The following is a 15,602-nucleotide window of genomic DNA, read 5'->3' as shown; positions in this document are numbered from 1 at the left end:
ATGGCCGCCACGACATCGTCTCGTCTCCGCCGCCCGTTGAGCGGAGGTTGGCTGCTGGCTGCTGCTCAGTGTGCGTTCGCGCTCTGGTTCGCCGCCTCGGTCTACCTGGCGCTGAAGCGGGCCTCTCAGTTCGCCGGATACTTCTACGTTCCCTCGGCGGGCGACGCGCTCACCGCGGAAATCGATGTGGCCGGTGGCTGGGGGTGGGCGCTGCCGGTGACGTGGACGCTGACGATGGGGCCGCTGCTGGCCGGGCTGTCGTTTGTCGCCTCGGTGGTGCTCCTGGTGACCCGGCACGCCCGTGGCAACCGAGGGCTGCTGATCGTGATGATCGGTGGGGCGGCGGCTGCGGCGCTGACCGTCGCCGTGGGTGTGACGCCGGATGTCCTGTCGATCGCCGGGTGGCTGAGCGACTGAGAATTCGTCCCGGCCTCCTGTCACAAACGGCGACGGTCCGAACAGGTACTCGTTGAAGGCGGCGAATGGCCGCCGACGACGGGAGGGACGGTTGCCGCTGTGGGGACCGATGAGGAGCTCGACCGGCTGCTGCGGGTGGCCGACCCCGTGCCGGGTGGGGTGCCGGGCACGTCCCGTCTGCTGGAGCGCCTCGCCGAGGAGGTGACGCGGGGACGGCGGAGACGGCACACCCGCCGGTTCCTGGTGGGGTCGGTGGCCGCTCTGCTCTCGCTCACGGCGGGCGGGGTGGCGTTCGGTGACTCGATCTCGGCGTACACGGGGTGGTTCGGGCCGCGCACCTCGGAGAGCGACGAGAGCGAGTGGCTGCGTACCGACGCCCCCGACTATCGCCAGGCCGTCGAGCGGCTGGTGCCCTCGGGCATTCCGCTTCCGGCCGACTACTCCTGGGCGCCACGCACCGACATGTTCGTCGAGCAGGGCAGGGAGCAGCCGAGCCTGAAACAGGCGACCGGGATCCGCGGGGAGTTCGCGCTCTACGCGCAGTGCACGTGGCGGCTCGAGTGGATGTCCGCGCACCGACTCGGCGACGCCGGGCGCGCCGATCACGCGGTGCGTGCATTGCGGGAGGCACCCGGCTGGGCCGAGCTGGCGGCGATCGACGGCGGCGGTGTCCGGGACGGTATCCGGCAGGTGGCCGAGGCCGCCGCGCGGGGCGACGCGGAGTTCGTGGGCGAGGCCGGCAAGCAGTGCGCCGACGCGTTCGGCGAGGGGCGGTGACGTCCGTGGAGGATCGGTTCACCCGTCTCGCCGGCGAGGCCGGGCCACGCCTGCTGGCATATCTGGTGCGCCGCGTCGAGGCGCCGGTCGACGCCGCCGATCTGGTCTCCGAGGTGTTCACGGTCGCCTGGCGCCGGGCCGGTGAGCTGCCCGCCGACGACAGCGACGCGACCGGTTGGCTGTTCGGTGTCGCGCGCGGGGTGCTCGCCAACCACCGCCGTGCCAGCGGCCGGCGGACCGCGCTGCTGGAGCGGCTCCGTGAGCAGGTCAGGGCCACCCAGGCGCACTCGACCGACACCGGGACGACCGTCCGCGCGGCGCTCGCTCGTCTCCGTCCGGCCGACCGGGAGCTGCTCACGCTCCAGGCGTGGGAGGAGTTGAGCACCGAGCAGATCGCGGTGGCGATGGCGATCAGTCCGGCGGCCGTCCGGCAGCGGCTTCACCGGGCCCGGGAGCGGCTGAGAGCCGAGCTGGACCGCACGGGCGGTAAAGGCGTCGCGGTCCCGTCCGGGCTGTGTGAGGGTGAGGGCCATGCCTCAGCCGATCCTGCGCAGTGACCGTCTGCTGCTTCTCCCGCTCGCCGACGAGCATCTCGATCTGGAGGTGGAGCTGGACTCCGATCCCGAGGTGCTGCGGTTCCTGTTCGGGCGGGCCCGGCCGAGGGACGAGGTGGTGGAGGCGCACGCTCAGCGGATGTCCGAGGGGCGGGCGGTGGACGGGCTGGGCTACTGGGTGGCGTTCCGCGGCGAGGACTTCGTGGGGCTGATGATGCTGCCGCCGTCGCACGGCGAGCACAAGCCGGAGGAGCCGGGCGTGGCCGAGCTGGGCTATCGGATGGTCCGCCGGTTCTGGCGGCAGGGGTTCGCCAGCGAGGCGTCCCGGGTGCTGCTGGGCCACGCGTTCGAGACGGCCGGCCAGAAGCGGGTGATCGCCCAGACGATGGCGGTCAACGCGGGCTCGCGCGGTGTGATGGCCGCGGTGGGGATGCGGCATGTGCGCACGTTCCACCCCGAGTGGACCGATCCGTTGCCGGGGGCGGAGGAGGGCGAGGTGGAGTACGAGATCACCCGCGACGAATGGCTGGCCGGTGCGCGACGAACTCCCACTGCCCGGCCCAGCTGATCGCCTCGATCGACGGCGCGGCGTTCACCGGTGGCCCCGACCTGAGCGGCGCGCTGTGGCACGCGTGGGGAGCCGAGCCGCCGACTCCTCATCTGAGCGGCGGGCCGGGGCGTGGTCAGGAGAGGGCTTGGGTGACCAGTAGGAGGTCGGATGGGGATAGGCCGCCCGGGCGGCGGACGGCGTATTCGGCGTCGCAGGTCACGGTGTTGTGGGTGGTGGTCCAGTGGGCGGTGTCCTCGAGGATCTGGCGGGCGGCTTCCTCGGCGAGTTTCGGGGGGCAGTCGGTGTTGCCCACGGTGAGGAGGGCGGCTGCCACCTGGTCGATGGCGGAGTCGGGGGTCTCCGCGTCGCCTAGGGCGGGTAGCAGCAGGAGGAGGCGTTGTTCTGGGGTGGCCACCGTTGCGTGGGTGACCAGGCGCTGCACCTCCGGCCAGGACAGGCCGGGGCCGTGGCCGTGGCCCTCGACGGCGGCGATGCTGACGCAGCGGTCGGTTCCGGGTGGGAGGACCACGAAGTCGTAACCGCCCTCGAACTCGTAGCCGTGCCACAGGACCACGGCGAGGGGGCCCAGGTTCACGACCGGCCAGCGGCCCGATGACCGGATCTGGTCATCGAAGGCTTCGAGGTCGTCGTCCTCGCCGTCGAAGAGGGCGCCTACCAGATCGGGTTCGGCGGAGCCGTCGACCAGGCTCAGCCAGAAGGCTCGGCGCGTGAGCATCCAGGTGCCGTCGGCCAGGATCTCGGGTGGCACGCCGTCGTATCGGCGGACGAAATCCACGGCCTGATCATGGGTCAGCATCCGGGGAGGGTATACGGTCCTACGCCGCATGCGCTCATCCCCTGATCGCGCATCACCTGGTGAGACTTCTCCACGGCGTCGCGGGCTCCGACGGCGATCGGGTAGCCGCCGACGCGTGCGGCATACATGGTCAGCGATACGGCGTCGGCGACCGGGATGCCGGGGAGCGCGCGCCAGACCGCGGTCACGGCCGAGTCGAGGGTGTGTGCGGGGTCCGGTCCGAGGTGGAGGGCGGCCTCGGGCGTGGACGAGTCCAGGCGGAACGGCGGCGGGGCGACCGGGAACGACAGCGGCCAGAGCGACTCCACGAGGGCCGGCACGTCCACGGTGGCGCGGAAGTCGAACCCGCTCGGCCGGCGCCGCGCGGGCTCGTGAGAAGGCGCGGGGTCGTGAGAACGCGCGGGGTCATGGGAGCGGGCGGTGTCATGAGAAAAGGTGCACGGGGCGAGGTGGGCGCCCTGGCGGGTTAGTTCCTCGGGCTGTTCGGCCGCGTGGACCACGTTGGCGAACGGGCCGTCGGCGTGGCGGGCGCGGACCGCTCGTTTCGCTCGGCGGGCGGCGGCGAAGGCGTCGCGGCCGTGCAGGACGAGCACCTCGGACGGGCCGGAGCACAGGTAGTGGTCGAGGAACGCACAGGTCAGCACGTTGCCGTCGGATGTGTACTCGGACCAGAGCCGGCGTACGTCCGCGGGGGTGAGCGAGACCGGGTGGCGGCATCCGATCCGCAGGCGTTCGCGGGCGACGGCACGCTCCACGTCGTGGGTCAGGCCGAGTCGCAGGCAGTCCGGTTTGAGCAGGAGAAACGCTTCCAAGGAACCGATGATAGTCAGGCCGCCGCGGGTTGCGGCTCCAGCGATTCCTGCCAGATCGCCCAGCGGGTGTCGGGGCCGAGCGACTTGGCGCGGTACATCGCCAGGTCGGCGCGGTGCACGAGTTCGTCGTGGGTGAGTTCGCCGGGTGCCGAGACGGCCACGCCGATGCTCGCCGCGAGGGTGATCAGGCGGCCGTCCACCGCCACCGGGCCGAGTGCCGCGGCGATGCGGCCGGCTACGTCGTACGCATGCTCGGCACGCCCCACCTCGGGGAGGACCACCGCGAACTCGTCGCCGCCGAGGCGGCACGGCACACCCGGGGACGGCACGGCGCGCCGCAGCACCTCCGCGAACTCCACGAGGACGAGGTCGCCCGACTTGTGGCCGAGGGTGTCGTTGACCTCCTTGAACCCGTTCATGTCGATGACCAGGATCGCCGTGTGCTGTCCGGTGCGGGCGTTGCGGGCCAGCGACCGGTACGACGTCGTCCGGAACACCGAGCGGTTCGCCAGCCCGGTCAGGCCGTCGGTGCGGGCCTGCTCGTCGCTCTCCCGCTGCACCAGGGTCTGGCGGTACAGCACGAGCGCGCTGAGGGCGGCGCCGCCGAGCGCGAGCCCGCCCCACGGCGAGAACTCGCCGTCCTGGACCGCCGCGACCAGCATCAGCACGTGCGCCACCGCGACGGCCACGTACGGCAGGAAGCGGCCGATCCGGAAGCCGTCGCCGAGGTCGCGGACGATGCCGGAGCGGCGGATCCGGGACTGCTCCACGGCGGCGGCCGCGAGCAGGGCGTCCGCGGTGATCCAGCAGACGAACTGCCACGAGCTCTGCGCCGCCATGTCGTGGCTGCTGAGGTAGCCGTGCACCGCGTCGCCGAGGAACAGCACCAGGGTGCCGGCGGTCAGCAGGCGCAGTGGGCGCTGGGCGGAGTCGTCGGCGCCGCGCAGCAGGGCCCGGGAGACCACGAAGAGCAGGGCCAGATCGGCGATCGGATAGACGGCGCCGCTGACGACGACGCTGGGGGACAGGCCGTGCCGGTCGACGTACGGGTCGAACGCGGTGTACCACAGCACCATCGAGCCGCCGACCAGCACCGTGAGCGCGTCGAGGGCGGTCTTCCAGGTGTCGCGGCGGTTCATCGGCGCGAGCGGGAACCGCTGCAGCGCGACGAGCAGGGCCACCACGAAGATGACGTGGGTGATGTCGGCCGCTGTCGAGGAGACCTTGCGCTCGTAGAGGAAGACCAGCAGCGGTGCGCTGGTGACCAGTACGGCGAAGCAGGCGGCGACCGCACCCCAGGCCTGCCGCAGCCGGTCGGGCAGGGCCGGCAGCCGGGCCGCGCGGACCGCCGCGACCAGTCCGAACACGCCGAACGCGAAGCGGGCGACCTCGGCGACCGTGTCGTACTCGGCCATGCCGGCGAGCAGGGCGGTCGCGGAGAACACCATCATCGTCACGTACAGGACAGCGAGCAGGAGATACGCCGAGCCCAGCGGTGGCGTTCTACGATGGCGTGGCGGCGGCACACGCCGAGTCCAGGTGCTCACGGTGCCTCCTTCGCCTTCGCCGACGCGGTGTTGATCGGTCCCCGCCGGGAGCACTTGAGAAAGCGCTGGTTGCAGGGTGGTTCAGCCTGCGGAAGTTAACCGATAGGATTTGTGGATGGCAGCTCCACAGACGCATGACGAGGCCGTCGCGGCCGCCCACCGGCTCGCCGCCCACCTCAAACCCGGCGCGATCCAGCGTGACCGGGACGGCGCCACCGTGATACCTCACGACGCGCTCGCCGCCCTCGACGAATCCGGCCTGCTGGCCGTCTCCATCCCGGCCGCCGACGGTGGGCCGGGGCTCGGCCCGCGCACCCTCGCCGAGGTCGTCCGCATCATCGCGTCCGCCGACCCGGCGATCGCCCAGGTTCCCCAGGGCCACTTCCTGTTGATCGACGTCCTCGCCGTGCACGGCGGGCCGGAGGCGCGCAAGCGGCTCTACGGCGACGTGTTCGCCGGCAAGCGGCTCGGCAACGGCCTCGCGGAGCGCGGCGGCAAGCACGCCCAGGACCTCCGGACCCGGATCACCGGTGGGCTGCTCGAAGGGGTCAAGTACTACACGACCGGCGCGCTGACCAGCGCGTGGATCGCCGTCAGCGCGCTCGACGAGGACGGCCGCCTGGTGCTGGCGTTCGTGGCCCGCGACGCCGCCGGGGTGCACGTCGACACCGACTGGGACATGCTCGGCCAGCGGGCGACGATCAGCGGCACGGCGACGTTCTCACAGGTGCCGGTGGAGCCGGAACTGCGTATCGCGTACGCCGACGCGTATGCCGTCCCGCAGCAGCTCGGTGCCCGCGCGCAGCTGGTGCACGCCGCGATCGAGGTGGGCATCGCGGGGGCGGCCCTGAGCGACGCGCGCGACTACCTGCGCGAGAAGGCGCGCCCGTCCAGCGAGGCAGTGCGCTCCGGTGCCACGTCAGCCGCCGGCGACCCGCACGTGCGGCACCGTTACGGCCGGCTGGCGAGCCGGGTGCGGGCTGCCGAAGCGCTGCTGGAGTCCGCCGCGCGTACCCTTGAAGAAGTTGGTCTTGTCCCGGCTGACGCCGACGCCGCCGCACGTGGCTCGCTCGCGGTGGCGGCCGCGAAAGCCTTCGGCAGCGAGATCGCGGTGGAGGCCGGCTCCGAACTCTTCACGCTCTGCGGGACCAGTTCGGCGGCCTCGAAATACGACCTCGACCGGCACTGGCGCAACGCTCGCACCCACAGCGTCCACGACCCGCTCGACTGGAAATATCACCACATCGCCGCTTACGAACTGGCCGACGTGCTGCCGCCGAACCACGGCCAGCTCTGAGGCTCAGCGCGGGCCGACCAGGTCACCCACCTCGGTGCGGGACGAGACGCCCAGCTTGCGCAGAATGTTCGAGACGTGCACGGCCGCGGTCTTCGGCGAGATGAACAGGCGCCGGGCCAGCTCGGTGTTGGTCAGACCGTCGCTGATCAGCACCGCGACCTCTCGCTCGCGTGGCGTCAGCGCCGCCGGGCCGGAGACCGCGGGCGGCGCGTCGGCCGGAGCCATGCCCAGCCGGGCGCGGACCTGGGCGAGCTGCGCCACCCGCCAGCCGCGCCATCCGTCCAGCAGGACCGTCGCCTCGTCCGCCTGCGCGGCCGCCTCGGCGCGCCGATCGGCCGCGAGCAGGCAGCGGGCCGCGCCGACGTGCACGGTGCCCCGGACCGCCGGGCCCAGCGCGTGCGGCTCGGTGAGCAAGAGGTAGCCGGCCAGCGCCTCGGCGTGCCGCCCGTGCGCCTCCGCGAGCTGCGCCTCGACCAGGGTCCGGTACGCGTCGCGCTCGTCGTGGTCGAGCAGCGTCGCGGCCATCAGGTCGATCCGGTCCGCCGGCAGGCCGAGCTCCAGCGCGGCGGAGATCAGGTCGTGGGCCTGCTCACTGTTGCGCCACGTCTGCAGGGCGATCTCGGCGATCAGGTCGTCCAACACCCGCTCTGCACGGGGCAGGTCGCCGAGGCGGCAGGCGAGATGGAACTCGAGCCCTGGGATGGTGGTCGGCGGGTTGTTGGGCACCGCCGTCAGATCGGTGATCACCTGTTCGACCCGGTCCAGGTCGCCGGCCTCCAGGTAGAGGCCGGCCAGGAAGACGCCGTGGTAGTCGGCCCAGCGGCCACGGCGGCGGTAGCTGCGGTCCTGCGTACGCCCCTCCTCGAGGGCCGTGATCGCGGCGCTCAGGTCGCCGTTGCGCATCGCCAGCCGGGCCCGCCCCTGGAAGTAGCTGGCCTCCGCGAGCGACTCGAACCCGGCCCGCTCGGCGTTGACCCGCATCCGTTCCAGGGCCTGGGCGTGCTCGGCCGGCGACGTCGGCGGGGCACCGAGGACCACGGTGTTCAGCGCGCGGGCGGCCAGCACCCACTCGCCGGCCTTCTCGGCCTCGTCGGCGAGCGCGGACAGGATCCGGCGGCCGTCGGCGTTGCTGTGCGGGCGTTCGACAAGCGCCGAGCCCTTCTCCAGCAGGGCGGCCCGGCGCAGGTCCGGCAGGCCGAACTCGTCGGCCAGCGCCATCGCGCGCCCGGACCAGTGCAGGGCGGCCTCGAGGTCGTCCCGCAGGTACGACGACTGGGCGATCGCGGTCATCGCCCGGCCCTGGGCGGCGCCCGGCGGCAGCTGCGCGATCAGCGTCTCGATCTCGTGCGTCAGGCCGCGCATCGCGCCGGTCTCGCGGGCCTCCCAGGCGATGCGGACCAGAAGGTACAGCGACTCGGCCCGGTCGGTCGCGGCGTCCGCGAGGTCACGCCAGCGCCGTGCGTGGCGCTGGGCGTCGTCCAGCAACCCGGCCAGCCACGACGCGCGGGCGGCCGCGGCCAGCAACTCGGTGTCGTCGGGCGCCTCGTCGAGGCCCATCTCGGCCAGCTGCAGCGCCTGGTAGGCGGAACCGATCGACAGATAGAGCGCACTGCCGCGGCGGGCGGCGGCGATCATGTCGTCGTAACGCCCGGCGCCGCGGGCGTGGTGCGCCACCATGGCCGGGTCGGAGGCGCCGCCGCTGAGCAGCACGTCCAGTGCCGCCTCGTGCAGCCGGCGCCGCTGCCGGCCAAGCATCTGCTCGGCGATCGCCTCGCGCACCAGGGCGTGCCGGAACGCGAACTCGTCGTCGCCGGTCTCCACCAGCACACCCCGCGTGACCAGGTCGCGCAGCACCGTGATCAGCTCGTCCTCGCTCGCACCGGTCACCGCGGCGAGCAGGTCGAACAGGATGCGGTGGCCGAGCACGGTGGCCGCCTCGGCGATCCGGTGGCTGACCGGGTCGAGGTCGTCGACGTGGCGGCGCAGCACGTCCGCAAGGCTCCACGGCAGCGGCTGGTCGACGAGCGCCTCCAGGTCGTGCCCGGGCATCGCGCGCAGCAGCTCCTCCAGGAAGAAGGGATTGCCGCCGGTGCGCTGATGCAGCGCGGACACGGCACGCGGCGGGGCGGGGGCACCGGTCACTGCCGCGAGCAGGGCCGCGGTCTGGGCCGCGGAAAAGCGCTCCAGGCGTACGTGAGTGACGGCGTGGCGGCGCTCCAGTTGGGCCAGCAACCCGGCGACCGGCTGACGGCGGGTGACCTCGTCCGGCCGGTAGGTCCCGATGAGCAGCCGCGGCCCGTGCTGGTCGGCGATCCGCTCGAACAGCGCCGCGCTCTCCGAGTCGGCCCAGTGCAGGTCGTCGAAGACGATCACCGCGGGGGAGTCGCCGATCAGGTCGTTGATGATCGCGAGACCGGTGTGCAGGCGCTCGACCGGGCTGCGCTCGGCGTCGGACAGGGCCGCCAGCAGCTCCTCGTCGACCTCGGGGCGGCCGTCGATGGCGTCGAGCAACACCTCGTACGGCCGGGAGAGGGAACCGGGCTCGGCCTGGCCGACCAGCACGACGGTCCCGCCCGGCACCCGGGCCAGCAGCTCGTGCACGAGGCGGGTCTTGCCGATGCCCGGCTCGCCCGCGATGACCGCGACGGCCGGCCGTCGCGCCGAAGCGAGCTGCGCCAACCGGCGCAGCTCGCTCTCCCGCCCGATCATCACCGGGCCGGCACCGCCGCGGATGGTTCGCACGACGCCAGGGTACCGGCGGGACGTCCGCGCGCCGTACGGGCTTTCCTCGCCCGCCGCGCGGCGCGGGCCATCGAGAGCAGGCGCTCCCGGTCGGACTCCGCGATCAGCTCGCGGCGGCGGTCGTTGGCCAGGTTCAGCAGCATGTCGGGGTGCATCATGATGGCGTGTCTCCTTCGATCGGTATGTATCAAGTCTCGATCGGAAAGGACGTCGCCACATCGGCACCCGTGACCTATCTTCGCTGGTCAGCGAGGTTTAGACGGGGTGTCTGGGCCGCATAGGTATACCTACTCGGCGCGGTAGCCCTCGAACAGCGGACCACCGGCGGAGGCCAGGACCTCCCCGGCGAGTTCCGCCGGCTCGTCCCGGGCGGCAAGCCAGCGGCCGGCGAACTCCGGGTCGTGTTCCCGCAGCTCACGGAGCAGCCACTTGCCAACGCTGACCCAGCGCCCGGCGACCGACAGCGCCGACTTCGCGGTCTCGGTCCAGAGCCCCGCGGCTATGACGGCCCGCTCACCCGGGTCGGTGGCGTGTGCGTAGTCGTCCAGCCCGTCGGTCAGGGAGTAGCGCAGCCAGTCACGCTCGGCGTCGCTCAGCGGCGGCGGGCCCTGCCTCAGCACCCGCGCACCCCGCTCGATCCAGGGTCCCGGCTCGCCCAGCAGCCGGACGCCGTGCGCGAGCATGCGGTGGGTGCTCGGCTTGCGCTGGGCCAGCTCGCTCGCCATGAAGCCGTCCAGGCGCTCAGGCGTGTGCACGAACAGCTCCACCGGCCAGCCGCGGAACCGGAGACTCTCGCGGTATCCGGGACCGTCCTCCCGCAGGATCACGATGTCCAGGTCGGAGCCGGCGGTCCGGTGCGGCCCGATGACGCTGCCGGTGAGGATGGCCCAGGTGGCGTCGGGAAAGCGCTCGGCGACGAGGTCGGCGGCATCGATCAGCGGATCCATGGCGCCATGATCCCGCAAGCCCCCGAACCTCGTCGCCGAGGCGTCCTCTCCGCGATCAGTACCTGTTCGTGCCGGCCCTGACGATCCGGTAAGGGGTGAGGCACGAGATGCCACTGACGCCGCCGTACGAGTTGGCAAACCCGACGGTTCTCAGCTGCCCGCTCAAATACTCGCCGTCCGTGCATTCGATCCAGGCGTTATACATTGCCGTCGGATCCCATGACTTGCATTTGGTCTCGTAGTAGATGGAGCTCTTGAACGAGACGCAGTTGATGTCCACGGCGGCCGCCGGACTGGCGGTGAACATGACGACTCCGCCTGCGGCAATGGTTGCGGCCGTTACATGCGCGATTAGCCGGCGCACAGGTCTCCCTCCGACAGTGGCTGATTTCTATCGGAGTTTATGAATGGCTCCTCTCGAACCACTATCGCCGTTCTCTCGCCCGTGAGAGTTGCCGGGATCAGGCTCCGGGACGATCGTGATCTCGGCCGGTTCGACCGGATCGCGCAGGTACGCGGCGGGGTCGGCGGCGACCACGAACAGCACGGTCCTGGCCAGTTCGTGGGCCGTCGGCGGCCGGTCGAAGGTGTTCCGGTAGTCGCCGGAAGCCTCGCGGAACGCGGTGGTCAAGGCCGTGACGAGATCGCCGGGAGCGGTGACGCCGGCCGCTGTCACCTCGGTGCCGTCGGCGAGCCGTGCGCGAGCCGGCGCCGGTGTGCCCAGCGCGCGCTCGACGGCGGCGGAGATCGCGGCCAGCAGCTCGGGGAGGGCGGGCCGGCCCGTGCCCAGGGCGCTCGCCACCTTGTCGGCGGGTGCGTCGCCCAGCCAGAGCCCGTTGACGGTTTCCCACCATGACATCTGCCGGTCCTCCCGGTCACTTGGGGCAGAAGGGTGCCAGCCTCGGGTCGGCGGCGATCTTGTCGAGCGTCTCCCGCATGTGGCTCGCGCTGGTGATCTTCCTGATCCGGTTGATCAGCCGCTTGGGGCCGTGGTGCTGCCGTTCCAGATCCATGTTGAATTGTTCCAGGTAATCGGCGAGCGCCGGGTTCGGGATGCCTTTCACGAGCGGCTTCAGCTCGACATCCCTCATGAAGTCGAAGAAGCGGTGCAGCTCGAGCTCGTCGGGTGTGAGCGGGCGGGTCTTCCTGATCTCCTCCAGGGCGGCCCATTCCTTCGCGGCGTCCTCCCGGTGTTCGCCCCCGCGTGCGGTGGTGCCCCGAGCCTTACCCTTCTTGGTGTGCTCGGTTGTCTGACCGATGTAGACGACGCCCGGGAAGCGCTCGTTGGTGCCCTGGTAAATGATCCACTCACCGCCGAAGCCCATGTCGTAGACATCCTGGTTGTGCACGAGCAGGCCCTCGCCGACGAAGAAGGTCGAGGCGCCGGCGACCGTGAGGTTGTGTGACGTCGCGTCGAGGTCGTCGTCGAGGTCGACGGTGAGCACCTCGGCGGGCGCACCGCGCAGGGTGTCCAGCTTCATGCCGGGGCGCAGGTCCCGGGCGGCGACCCAGCCGTCCTCGTCCACCACGCGGAACGGATGCCGGGCGGTGGCCCGGACCACGCCCGCCGGTGTGCTGATCCGGTAGAAGTGCCGGGTGCGGTTGCGGTGCACCGCGGTGACCCGGCAGGGGAGTACCTGTCCGGTGCCGTCCCGGGCCAGCACGAGGTCCCCGGCCCGGAGGGTGTCGATGCGGACGCGTCCGCCCGGCGTGTGCACCGGCGTGTCGCCCTCGAAGCACGGGATCGGGGCCCGAGTCTTCGGATCCAGCTGGGTCCTGATGACTTTCGCCCGCTTCTCGAGCTTCGCTGTGCGCTCGTTCAGAGTCGCCGCCGCGTCGCGCGTCGCGAGCTCGTCCCTGATCTCCTTGGCCCGTTCCCGCAGAGCCTTGATCCGCTTGTTGACCTCCGGGAGGTTCTCGCGCTCCTGAGCGAGACGGGCGCGTTCTTCGCTGATTCGGCGGCCTTCCCCTTCGAGCGCGCTGACGGCCGCCAGCTCCCGCCGCACCTCCGCGAGCTCGTCCTCGATCGCGCCGAGGCGCCGGCGCTGCTGCTCCTTCGCGGGATCCCCGCCCGCCGCCGGTTTCTCCTCGGCGGGCTGCGCCGGTTTGGCGGGCGTCGCCTCCTCGTCCGCGGGTGGCTTCGTGGTGGCGGCCGGGGTCTCGGTCCCGCCCGGCTTCTTCGCCGCCGTGTTCAGCTCGAAGATCGGGTCGGCCCACGCGCCCTTCTCGTCGACCCAGCCGCGATCGTGCATCGACCGGTACTCGTCGATGTCCTCCATGCCGAGCAGGCGGCTCTGCCTCATGAGGTCCGCGTTCTCCCCGGCCACGGCTCCGGCCCGGGACGCCGCCGACGAGCCCAGGATCATCAGCCCGGTCTGCAGCAGGCCCAGCTTGAGCTGGTCGATCATCACCGTCTTCTGGTCGTCGGTCAGCTCGGTGTCCGCCTTGATCCGCTGGACGTCCTGCGCGAACGCCACCGGCAGCAGCATCAGCGTCAGCCCGCCCTCGGCCCAGCCGTAGATCTCCAGATAGCGGGCGGTGACCACCACCCGCTCGAATCCCGCGGCGGTGCGTGCGGCGAGGGCGACCTTCGTGCCGGCGATCGCCGGCACGACGCCGATGATGCCGATCACGTCCAGCGCCAATTCGGCGTCCAGGGCCAGGGTGCGGCGCCGGGAGCGTTCGGCGATGTTGTGTACGGAGGTGACCGCACCGGCCACCCCCGCCACCGTGCCCAGGACAGCCGCCGCCACCGGTGCTCCGGCGCCGCTCGCGATGAGGGCGGCGGCCCCGGCGACCGCGGCCACGACGGCGAGTACCCGCAGGGCCTCCTGGACGACGCCCATCTCGCTGTCGTAGTAGTGCATCCCGGCGCCCGGGTGGTTCGGATCGCCGCCGCCGGCCGGGCCGGGTGGGATGCGTACGGCGAGCACGCCCTCGCCGTACACCGCCTCCGCCCCGAAGTCCTCGAAGGCCCGCCGGATCGCCTCCCGGTGCCCCGCCGGGCCGCCCTGATAGCTCTCACCGCGATACTCCCGCTTCGTCGCGGTCGCGGTGACGTCGACCAGGCGGTACGCGACCGCCGGACCGGGTGCCTCGAACGACGACCTGCCCTCGCGCTCGTTTCGCGGTGCCTCGCCGAGTGCGAGGGTCAGGGGATAGGTCTGGCCGGTGAGCCGCGAGACGAAGGCCGCCTCGAGGTTGTAGCGATACGGCGAGCCGGACTGGAACACGTCGTCGAACTGGGCGAGGCGGCCGGCGAGCTGCCTGAGGTTCTTGATCTCCGCGGTGAGCTGTTCCTGGTAACCGGTCGCGGCGCGCCCGTCGGCGGCCAGGTACCAGTAGAGGTCGAGCAGGTCGGGGCGGTCGATCAGCAGGTCGGAGGGGCGCACGCCGTGGTCGGCGGCCTCCCGCTCGATCGTCGGCAGCGCGGCCAGCAGCCGGGTCACGAGGGCGAGCTGCTGCTCGGCGTACCTGATCTCGCCGGCCGTGCTCTCGGCGAGGCTCTGGCGTTCCCGGCGGCCGAGCCGCTCGAGGTAGGCGATGCGGGCCCGCTGCTTGGCCAGCAGCATCTCCCTGCGGGCCGGGTCGAGGCCGGGGTCGGCCAGCATCTTGGGGATCGCCGCCAACTCGGTCTCGGCGAACCGGGTCGCGGCGGGCCGCCGGCCGGCCACGGCCGCGCCCGCCTCCCTGATCGGGATCACCTTGACCGGGTAGAACGCCTCGCTCGACCGGCGCCGCAGACGGTGCTCGCCGATCGGCGCGTGGCCGGTGACGCACCGCACCAGGTATTCGCCGGGAGCCGGGAAGGTGACTCGCGAGACCATGTCCGAGCCGTCGGCCCGGAAGACGGGCCGGCTCACGTCGGGCCGTTGTTTCGCCGCGCTGAGCCTGTTCCAGCGGCTTGCCCAGTCGGTGGGCTCGCCCGCCTTGGCGGCAGGTGCGGGATGGACCTCCCAGAAGTAGTGGATGTACTGCTGGTGGAGCTTCGACGCGACGAAGTAGTCCTTGGCGGGCCCGCTGCCGCTGTCGTAGCGGTAGTCGAGGTCGAGCACCATCCGGAACTCGTTGCGGGCGCCGGTCACGGTGATCTGGTCCGGCCGCAGGTCGATCTGCTCCAGCCGGGCGGGGAAGGCGAGGAGGTCCACCGGGCCGTCCAGCGTGACCTCGGCGTCGCTCGGTGGTTCGGCGCGCTCGAACTGGCGCAGGACCGCCGTGACGCGCCGGACGTACGGGATCAGCTCGTCGGCCGTGGTCGCCTCGGTCAGCGGTGCGGAGCCGTCGTTGCGGCTCTCGCCGCGTTCCACCCAGACGCGCAGGAACACCCGGTCGCCGCCGTCGAGGGCGACGCCGTCGGGTAGGTCGGTCGCCCCGGGCTCGGCGCGGCGGAGGGCGGCCAGGCGCCGCTTCAGCTCGGCCAGCAGCCTGTGGGCCCAGGCGGGCGCGGTGCTCTTCCTCTCGGCCGGTGCGGGCTTCCGGGGCCGGGCCGGCCGCGGCGGAGTGCCGAGGGCGCCGCCCGCGCCGCCCTCGCCGAAGGATCCCGCCGCGATCAGTGGCCCGGTGATCAGGCCGAACCCGAAATCCTCGTTCAGGCCGGCGAGGAACGCGTCGTACGCGGCCGGTGCGACCTGCTGCCGCATCGTGCTGCTGGCGACGGTGACCCGGAAGGCCCGGTGTTCGAGCAGCTCGTAGGACTCGACGGTCGTCGCCACCTCACGGGCCAGTCCGGCGCCGCCGTCGAGCAACGTCAGCCCGGTGCCCGCGGCGAACACGGCGGCCGCCGCCTCGCCCACCTGCTGCGCGGTCAGCCTGCCCCGCAGCCGGCCGGGCACCACGACGAGGAGGTCGAAATGGGAACCGAACAGTGTGCTGGCGTGCCACTGGATGGAGTGGCCGACCAGGTATCGCAGGTGATCCTCGGTCCAGACGCCGGCCGCGGTCTTCTCGGTGATCTGTTCCGGGCGGCCGGCCAGGGTCCGCAGCCGGGCCATCGGCTGCGACCGTTGCGCAATGTCGCCGCCCGCCACAGCCGGAGCGGCCGCCGTCCCCTGAGCGGGGGCGACGGCCGGTTCCGCGGCTGTGCCGGCGACCGCCTTCGCAGAGCCCACGGCTCAAGTCTCGTCACGCCGGAGGCGCTACGGA

At 72.2% G+C, this 15,602-nt stretch carries 14 protein-coding genes; 5 read left to right on the top strand and 9 right to left on the bottom strand.

The genetic code is table 11. From position 1 onward, the window contains the following. The 4 genes from AB0M02_RS39440 to AB0M02_RS39425 all read left to right on the top strand — a co-directional run bounded on the left by AB0M02_RS39440 (position 1) and on the right by AB0M02_RS39425 (position 2,316). Positions 1 to 417: a hypothetical protein gene (locus AB0M02_RS39440; protein WP_364236872.1), complete on the top strand. Its 417-nt coding sequence runs from the start codon at positions 1 to 3 to the stop codon at positions 415 to 417. Positions 418 to 516: 99 nt separating this feature from the next. After that, a complete protein-coding gene (locus AB0M02_RS39435; RefSeq protein ID WP_364236870.1) occupies positions 517 to 1,194 on the top strand; it encodes a hypothetical protein in 678 nt (225 codons plus the stop codon). Positions 1,195 to 1,199: 5 nt separating this feature from the next. Beyond that, complete coding sequence (locus tag AB0M02_RS39430; protein ID WP_364236867.1) at positions 1,200 to 1,751, top strand: sigma-70 family RNA polymerase sigma factor; 552 nt, start codon at positions 1,200 to 1,202, stop codon at positions 1,749 to 1,751. Then, positions 1,726 to 2,316: a GNAT family N-acetyltransferase gene (locus AB0M02_RS39425; protein ID WP_364236864.1), complete on the top strand. Its 591-nt coding sequence runs from the start codon at positions 1,726 to 1,728 to the stop codon at positions 2,314 to 2,316. The genes AB0M02_RS39430 and AB0M02_RS39425 overlap by 26 nt, the downstream gene beginning before the upstream one ends. Positions 2,317 to 2,431: 115 nt before the next feature. On the opposite strand, the gene AB0M02_RS39420 is transcribed toward AB0M02_RS39425, so the two are convergent. The 3 genes from AB0M02_RS39420 to AB0M02_RS39410 are packed head-to-tail and all read right to left on the bottom strand — an operon-like array spanning position 2,432 to position 5,474. After that, positions 2,432 to 3,115, bottom strand: coding sequence for a hypothetical protein (locus AB0M02_RS39420; protein WP_364236861.1), 684 nt, complete (start codon positions 3,113 to 3,115; stop codon positions 2,432 to 2,434). Continuing rightward, positions 3,109 to 3,927 carry a hypothetical protein gene (locus AB0M02_RS39415; RefSeq protein ID WP_364236858.1) on the bottom strand — a complete coding sequence of 273 codons (819 nt, stop codon included), beginning with the start codon at positions 3,925 to 3,927 and terminating at the stop codon, positions 3,109 to 3,111. The genes AB0M02_RS39420 and AB0M02_RS39415 overlap by 7 nt, the downstream gene beginning before the upstream one ends. A gap of 14 nt (positions 3,928 to 3,941) precedes the next feature. Further along, entirely contained in the window at positions 3,942 to 5,474 is a 1,533-nt protein-coding gene (locus AB0M02_RS39410; protein WP_364236855.1) for a GGDEF domain-containing protein, read from the bottom strand. 115 nt (positions 5,475 to 5,589) lie between these two features. Between AB0M02_RS39410 and AB0M02_RS39405 the strand changes: the two genes are divergently transcribed. Continuing rightward, a complete protein-coding gene (locus AB0M02_RS39405) occupies positions 5,590 to 6,771 on the top strand; it encodes an acyl-CoA dehydrogenase family protein (protein ID WP_364236852.1) in 1,182 nt (393 codons plus the stop codon). 3 nt (positions 6,772 to 6,774) lie between these two features. On the opposite strand, the gene AB0M02_RS39400 is transcribed toward AB0M02_RS39405, so the two are convergent. The 6 genes from AB0M02_RS39400 to AB0M02_RS39375 all read right to left on the bottom strand — a co-directional run bounded on the left by AB0M02_RS39400 (position 6,775) and on the right by AB0M02_RS39375 (position 15,568). Then, positions 6,775 to 9,513 carry an AAA family ATPase gene (locus AB0M02_RS39400; protein WP_364236850.1) on the bottom strand — a complete coding sequence of 913 codons (2,739 nt, stop codon included), beginning with the start codon at positions 9,511 to 9,513 and terminating at the stop codon, positions 6,775 to 6,777. After that, positions 9,480 to 9,671: a hypothetical protein gene (locus AB0M02_RS39395; RefSeq protein WP_364236848.1), complete on the bottom strand. Its 192-nt coding sequence runs from the start codon at positions 9,669 to 9,671 to the stop codon at positions 9,480 to 9,482. Before AB0M02_RS39395 ends, AB0M02_RS39400 begins: the two co-directional genes overlap by 34 nt. Before the next feature lie 129 nt (positions 9,672 to 9,800). Next, positions 9,801 to 10,460, bottom strand: a complete 660-nt coding sequence (locus AB0M02_RS39390; RefSeq protein ID WP_364236846.1) for a nucleotidyltransferase domain-containing protein — start codon at positions 10,458 to 10,460, stop codon at positions 9,801 to 9,803. 55 nt (positions 10,461 to 10,515) lie between these two features. Continuing rightward, positions 10,516 to 10,767 (bottom strand): hypothetical protein, encoded by a 252-nt coding sequence (locus tag AB0M02_RS39385; RefSeq protein ID WP_364236844.1) that lies wholly within the window; start codon positions 10,765 to 10,767, stop codon positions 10,516 to 10,518. An 84-nt stretch (positions 10,768 to 10,851) separates the two neighbouring features. Further along, a complete protein-coding gene (locus AB0M02_RS39380; protein WP_364236842.1) occupies positions 10,852 to 11,319 on the bottom strand; it encodes a hypothetical protein in 468 nt (155 codons plus the stop codon). A gap of 16 nt (positions 11,320 to 11,335) precedes the next feature. Continuing rightward, on the bottom strand, positions 11,336 to 15,568 hold the full coding sequence (locus AB0M02_RS39375) for a polymorphic toxin-type HINT domain-containing protein (RefSeq protein ID WP_364236840.1): 4,233 nt from the start codon (positions 15,566 to 15,568) through the stop codon (positions 11,336 to 11,338). Between the last annotated feature and the right edge of the window lie 34 nt (positions 15,569 to 15,602).

The sequence above is a fragment of the Actinoplanes sp. NPDC051861 genome (genome assembly GCF_040681145.1).
Lineage (GTDB): Bacteria > Actinomycetota > Actinomycetes > Mycobacteriales > Micromonosporaceae > Actinoplanes.
This window is presented reverse-complemented; position numbering and strand designations above follow the sequence as displayed.

Coding starts and splice junctions, on each gene's coding strand:
- AB0M02_RS39380 (WP_364236842.1), bottom strand. CDS start 11,319: ATGTCATGGTGGGAAACCGTCAACGGGCTCTGGCTGGGCGACGCACCC.
- AB0M02_RS39385 (WP_364236844.1), bottom strand. CDS start 10,767: ATGTTCACCGCCAGTCCGGCGGCCGCCGTGGACATCAACTGCGTCTCG.
- AB0M02_RS39390 (WP_364236846.1), bottom strand. CDS start 10,460: ATGGATCCGCTGATCGATGCCGCCGACCTCGTCGCCGAGCGCTTTCCC.
- AB0M02_RS39440 (WP_364236872.1), top strand. CDS start 1: ATGGCCGCCACGACATCGTCTCGTCTCCGCCGCCCGTTGAGCGGAGGT.
- AB0M02_RS39395 (WP_364236848.1), bottom strand. CDS start 9,671: ATGATGCACCCCGACATGCTGCTGAACCTGGCCAACGACCGCCGCCGC.
- AB0M02_RS39405 (WP_364236852.1), top strand. CDS start 5,590: ATGGCAGCTCCACAGACGCATGACGAGGCCGTCGCGGCCGCCCACCGG.
- AB0M02_RS39425 (WP_364236864.1), top strand. CDS start 1,726: ATGCCTCAGCCGATCCTGCGCAGTGACCGTCTGCTGCTTCTCCCGCTC.
- AB0M02_RS39420 (WP_364236861.1), bottom strand. CDS start 3,115: ATGCTGACCCATGATCAGGCCGTGGATTTCGTCCGCCGATACGACGGC.